Raw genomic sequence first — 4,240 nt, forward strand, 5'->3', positions numbered from 1 at the left:
ACCTGCGGCCCGGCGAAAGCGGGGCGATAGGGCGTCTGCTCGTTGCGCAACGTTTCGGCAAAGCGCTGGCCTGCGGCGCGCAGCGTCTGCGGCATGCGGAATCCCATCGCCAGCCGCGTCGTCGCCGCCAGCGTGCCCAGCATCGCCAGCGCGAATACCAGCATGGTCACCAGCAATTCGGTCGGCGCCCCGGTGATCGAGCGGCCCACCGCACGGCGCGCCAGCAACTCGCTGATCCACGGCTCGATCAGCGCCAGCTGGACGCCAAGGATGATCGTCACCGCCACCGCGCCCAGCGCCGCCGCCGCCAGCCCGCGCACCCATCCTTCGAACAGTCCGCGCGTCGCATCGAACAGCAGGAAGGCGATGAAGAACGGCCCGATCGCCAGCAGCAGTCCCGCGGCCAGCCGTACCGCGGCGAACCCCGCCAGCGCCGTTGTGAGATACAGCACGCGCGCCCATCCAAGCGCGGTCGGCTCAAAACTGTCGGGCAGGCGCGTCGGCTGGACCACCGTCTGCGGCTGGCCGTTGATCACGCGGGTGACGGTGGTCTTGTCCTGCTGCTCGACCCCGCCCACTCCGGCGCGCGCCAGCTCGATCATCCCGATATCCGCACCCTGCAGCCGCGCGACGATGCCCCCGTTCGATCCGGGCAGTCCGGCAGGTCCCGCCGCACCGCTGACGATCTCCGCCGGTCCCCGCAGCGCCACGTCATAGGCCAGCGCGCGATAGGCGGGCCAGCTCGACACCAGTGCCAGCACGATGCCGATCTTGGCCAGCGCCATCACCCCGTCGCGCGCGCTGGGCGTGTAGCCGAACAGTATCCGGTATCCGAACAGCGCCACGAACAGCGTCAGGAACGCCGTCACCACCAGCGACAGCGTCGATCCCGGCACGGCAAGCGCCTGATATCCGCCCGCGCCGATATTCTGCGCCTGGCAATCGACGAAGCTCAGCACGCCGGTGACGTAGCCGCTTTCGTAGCTGAGGGCCTGGCACGCCGCCATCACGCCACCGCCAGCAGGCGCGGGATCCAGTCGGCCGGATCGTCGCCCTTCTCGGCGCGGATCTCGTCGAGCAGCCGCACGGTGCGCTCGCGGCCGGACAAGATGGTCAGGATATCGCGCTCGCCGGTCAGGTTCAGCCGCGCCACCACACTGTCCGCGCCATGCTTGACCAGGAAGCAATGGGCATTGTCGGGCAGGGTGCGGACCAGTTCATATTCGTGCTGGGTCAGCCCGAACCCGTCAATGTAATCCGAAGCCCGCGCCTTGGGATTGGCCATGAAGATCTGCGTCGCGGCCTGCTCGATGATCGCGCTGGCGATCTTGCTCTCCAGCGCGTCCTGCGCGCTCTGGGTCGCGAAGCCGACGATGCCGTTCCTTTTACGGATCGTCTTTTCCCAATCCTTGATCCGCCGCACGAACACATCGTCGTCCAGCGCCTTCCAGCCCTCGTCCACCACGATGATCGCCGCGGTCCCGTCCAGCCGGTCCTCGACGCGATGGAACAGATACATCATCGCCGGGGTGCGCAGCGCCGGATCGTCGAGGATCTGGGTCATGTCGAAGCCGACCGCGTCGGCGGTCAGATCGGTCAGGTCGGTCTCGTTGTCGAACAGCCAGGCGCGCTCGCCTTCGCCCCACCATGGCCGCAGCCGCGCCCACAGGTCGGCGGCATGCGGCCGGTGCCCGCCGCGGAACAGCTCGGCCAGATGGCGCAGGCGGCGATGCTCCACCGGCTGCTGGAAGTTCGCGTCCACCGCGTCCTTGATCCGCGCAACCTCGTCGATATCCGCGCCGCCCGCGAGTAGCGCGACCCAGTCGATCAGAAACTGGCGGTTCACCGGCGTATCGGGCAGCTGCAGCGGGTTCAGCCCTGAGGGCGAACCGGGCCGCAACAGGTCGTAGCGCCCGCCGATCGCACGGATGAACAGCTCGGCGCCGCGATCCTTGTCGAAGAAGATGATCCGCGGACGGAATTTGCGCGCCTGCGCCAGCAGGAAGTTGAGCACCACCGTCTTGCCCGAACCCGATGGCCCGATGACGGTAAAATTGCCCAGATCGCCCTGATGGAAGTTGAAATAATAGGGCCCGGCGGCGGTCGTCTCGAGCAGGGTGACCGCATCGCCCCAATGATTGCCGTCGGCTTCGCCCAGCGGGAAATTATGCCCGCTGGCAAGGCTGGCGAAATTGCTGGTCGAAACCATGCCGCGCCGCGCGATATAGCGGAAATTGCCGGGGAACTGCGCCCAGAAGGCCGGTTCCAGCCCGATCTCCTCGCGCACCGCAAGGATGCCCAGATCGGCCAGCGCTGCCTGCACCTCCGCGACGCCTTCATCGACCTGCGCCGGGCTGTCGCCCCTGACGGCAATGGTCATGTGATGCTCGCCAAAGCCAGCGCGCCCTGCAGCCACCTCGTCCTTGGCGTTGGCCAGATCGCCGCGCAGCGACACCGCCTCGTCCTCGGCTGCCTTCATCCGCCGCAGCGCCAGGTTCATCTTGGAAAGTGCCGCCTGCCGCTCGACGAAACCGAAGCTCTGCGAAACGGTCAGCTCGAACGGCAGGCGCAGCAGCTCGTCGAGCATGCCCGGCGCGGTCTGCCCCGGATAATCCTTGATCGACACCAGCCCCAGAAAGCTGCGCTCGGTCCCGCCCGCCGGACCCAGTTCGGCAGTCTCCTGTCCGAAGCTGACCCGGCGATAGGGGATATAGCTGCCCAGATCCTGCATCGGCAGCAGCACTGGCCGCATTTCGCCATTGTAGAGCGTGGACAGGAACTCCAACGTCTCCGAACACGGACCCTGCTCGGTCTGGTAGACGGTCAGCAGGCGAGGGGCATAGGCCGCCATCGCCGCCATCAGCGCATCGCGGGCAACATCGAGCTGGCGCCGCTCATAGGCGCTCTGGCCTTCGCCTTCGCCCGATCCATTGGCGGGCCGCCCCAGCATCTCGCGGATGCGATCGAGTACGCCGATGCGACCCTGCAACGGACGGCGCACCAGCGTCAGGAACAGGTCGTTCACGTAAAGCTGCTTGCCCGCCAGCCGTTTGCGCCAGGCTTCGTCCAGCCCCCTGGAAAAGGCATCGGGATAGTCGGCTGCCATATCGGCATCGATCCGCCGGCGGACGATATGATGATACAGTGCGAACCGCGACGATCCGACCGCCTGCAACATCGCGTCGCGCAGTCGCTTGCGATAGTTCAGTTCGTCGGTATCCGCGGTCTCGAACAACAGGCCGCGCAGATGGATCACCTGGATCAGCAGCCCGTCACGGGTCTCGATCGTGGAATCGTCGACATGCCGGCCATAGGGAAGGTGCTTCCCCGCCGGCGTTTCGCGTGCCGCGACTTTCGGGTCCGCGCTCAGGCGCTGTAGGAGTTGCACTTCCACACCGAATAATTCTTCACGCGGGGGCAACGGCCCATCTTGGTGAGCCACAGATCGAAGAAGCGCGGCTCGCGCACGCACAGCAGCACGCCGGCGAGATGGATCACCAGCGCGGCCAGCAGTACCCAAGCCGACTTGAAGATCAGGAACAGCTCGGTCGCGATCACCGCATTGGCGATGAAATAGCTATAGGTGACCCCCGCGAACATCTGCGGCCGGGTGAGCGCCACGAACAGCGTATCGCGCTCAAGCCCGTTCATCGGCTTACTGGGCCACTTGCGCGGTGGACTGGATACCGCCGACGATGCTGGCCGCACCGAACAGGATGAAGCAGCCCAGGATCACCGTCGCGCCATAGCGCCAGTTGATCCGTCCGGTCAGCATCAGCAGGCCGACCGAAGCGACCGCGATCACCGCCACCACGGTGGCGATGGTACCCAGCAGCGTGCCTTCCAGCCAGCGCACCGCGCCGACGATCGGACCAGATCCCGCCGGATCCGCCAATGCGGCCGCGGCAGTGCTGGACCAGAAGGCGGTGGCCAGAGTTGCTACGCACACCGATACTCGCTTCAACATGATTCGTTTTCCCCCGGGAAGCGGCGCGATACTGCGCCGCCGCGCCGCCATTGCCAAGTAGCGGAAATGCATGACTTGTCGCGCCCCGGCACGATGGATCACCCCCGCGGCGTGAAGTCCTCGACCAGATCGTAATGATCCGCAGGGAATATCTGGACCGCGTGGGTGACCGGCGCACCCGTGCGCCAGGTCCAGCGCTCGATCTGCAGGCACGGCGCACCGGCGGCGATGCCCAGCCGCTGCGCCTCGGTCCGGCCCGCGCCGGTCGCGCAG

At 66.7% G+C, this 4,240-nt stretch carries 5 protein-coding genes; all 5 read right to left on the reverse strand.

Going from position 1 to position 4,240, the window contains the following annotated elements; genetic code table 11:
- Nucleotides 1–1,007: type IV secretion system protein (locus P1X14_RS21700; protein ID WP_277317508.1), on the reverse strand; the 1,007-nt coding region annotated here is incomplete at its 3' end.
- A complete protein-coding gene (locus P1X14_RS21705) occupies nt 1,007–3,388 on the reverse strand; it encodes a VirB4 family type IV secretion/conjugal transfer ATPase (protein WP_277317511.1) in 2,382 nt (793 codons plus the stop codon). The genes P1X14_RS21705 and P1X14_RS21700, both read right to left, overlap by 1 nt.
- Entirely contained in the window at nt 3,367–3,651 is a 285-nt protein-coding gene (locus P1X14_RS21710; protein WP_277317509.1) for a type IV secretion system protein VirB3, read from the reverse strand. Before P1X14_RS21710 ends, P1X14_RS21705 begins: the two co-directional genes overlap by 22 nt.
- Nucleotides 3,652–3,655: 4 nt before the next feature.
- A complete protein-coding gene (locus tag P1X14_RS21715) occupies nt 3,656–3,967 on the reverse strand; it encodes a TrbC/VirB2 family protein (protein ID WP_277317510.1) in 312 nt (103 codons plus the stop codon).
- Between the two features lie 98 nt (nt 3,968–4,065).
- The coding region (locus P1X14_RS21720; RefSeq protein ID WP_277317512.1) for a UTRA domain-containing protein at nt 4,066–4,240 on the reverse strand (175 nt) is incomplete at its 5' end.

Source organism: Sphingomonas sp. AOB5, from assembly GCF_029433115.1.
Classification (GTDB): Bacteria; Pseudomonadota; Alphaproteobacteria; order Sphingomonadales; family Sphingomonadaceae; genus Sphingomonas.

Excerpts from the sequence above, each read along its gene's own strand:
- P1X14_RS21715 (WP_277317510.1), bottom strand. The coding sequence starts at position 3,967 with ATGTTGAAGCGAGTATCGGTGTGCGTAGCAACTCTGGCCACCGCCTTC.
- P1X14_RS21710 (WP_277317509.1), bottom strand. The coding sequence starts at position 3,651 with ATGAACGGGCTTGAGCGCGATACGCTGTTCGTGGCGCTCACCCGGCCG.